The organism is Kineococcus glutinatus (assembly GCF_039542765.1).
Taxonomy (GTDB): Bacteria; Actinomycetota; Actinomycetes; order Actinomycetales; family Kineococcaceae; genus Kineococcus_A; species Kineococcus_A glutinatus.
Genome location: NZ_BAABIL010000096.1, coordinates 1 through 1,154, shown reverse-complemented (window position 1 = coordinate 1,154; position 1,154 = coordinate 1). Strand labels below are relative to the sequence as shown.

Genomic DNA, 1,154 nt, shown 5'->3' with positions numbered 1-1,154 from the left:
CCCGGCCAGCCGCCGCCCTCCCCGACGCCGCGGTAGTCGACGTTCCACACCGGCCAGCCGTCGGCCAGCAGGCCGGCCACGACGGCGTCCTCCAGCCGCCGGGTGTACCCGGCCTTCCAGAAGCCGCCGTGGACGAGGACAACGACGGCGTCCCGGGACCGGCGCGGCGGCAGGTGCAGGTCCGCCACCTGCTGCGGGTGCGGGCCGTAGCGGTGCTCGAGGGGCCCGCCGTCCGGGGCGGGGCTCACCCGAGCCGCTCGGTCGCGAAGGCGCGCGCCAGCTGCCACGCCCGCGAGGACGGGTACAGGGGCGTGCCGTGGCCCTCGCCGTCGGTCAGCTCCAGGCCGACGTCGTCGCCGGCGGCCCGGGCGGCCTCGGCGAAGGCCTGCGACTGCGCGGGCGGCACCACGTCGTCGGCGGTGCCGTGCACCAGCAGCAGCGGCAGCCCCAGGGGGACCAGGCGCGCGGGGTCGGCGACGGCGTAGCGCTCGGGGACCTCCTCGGGCGCGCCGCCGAAGAACCGCGTCACGTTGGGGTCCCCGCCCTCCCCGCCGAGCGCGGTGGGGGAGACGACACCCGACATGGCCACCGCGGCGATCGGGCGCCCCGGTGGGGAGGCCCCGGGTGCACCGTCCGGCAGCCGGTGCCGCGCGGCGGCCCACAGCGCCAGGTGCCCGCCCGCGGAGTGGCCCACGAGGACCACCCGCCCGGCGTCCAGGCCGTGCTCCACGGCGGCCTGCCCGACGACGTCGACGGCCGCGGCGGTGTCCAGCAGCGTCGCCGGCCAGGGGGAGGTGTCCTCCACGCCCCGGTAGTCGGCGTTGAGGACGGCGTGCCCGCGGCCGACGAGGTCGGCGACGAGGCGGTCGGTGTCGCTGCGGTCGGTCTCCGGGCCCCAGGCGCCGCCGTGGACGAGGACGACGACCCCCGGGCGGGTGGGGCCCTCCTGCGGCAGCCACAGGTCCGACACCTGCCGGGGGTGCTCGCCGTAGCGGTAGGCGGTGCGCTGGGACTCGGCCAGCCCCTCCGGCAGGGTCGGGATGCCCGGCGTGCGGGTGGGCGCCGGGCTCGTCGTGGCGCCCGACCCCGTGCCCGAGCCCGTGGGGCCGGCGGTGGTGCCGCCGCCGTCGCCGCACGCGGCCAGGCCCGCCAGC

General features: G+C 79.8%; 1 protein-coding gene and 1 pseudogene. Both read right to left on the bottom strand.

Annotated elements, in window-relative coordinates:
• Positions 1–248 (bottom strand): annotated as a pseudogene (locus ABEB16_RS04390) (alpha/beta hydrolase); the annotation flags it as partial.
• Positions 245–1,154: alpha/beta hydrolase family protein (locus ABEB16_RS04385; protein ID WP_345711051.1), on the bottom strand; the 910-nt coding region annotated here is incomplete at its 5' end. The pseudogene ABEB16_RS04390 and the gene ABEB16_RS04385, both read right to left, overlap by 4 nt.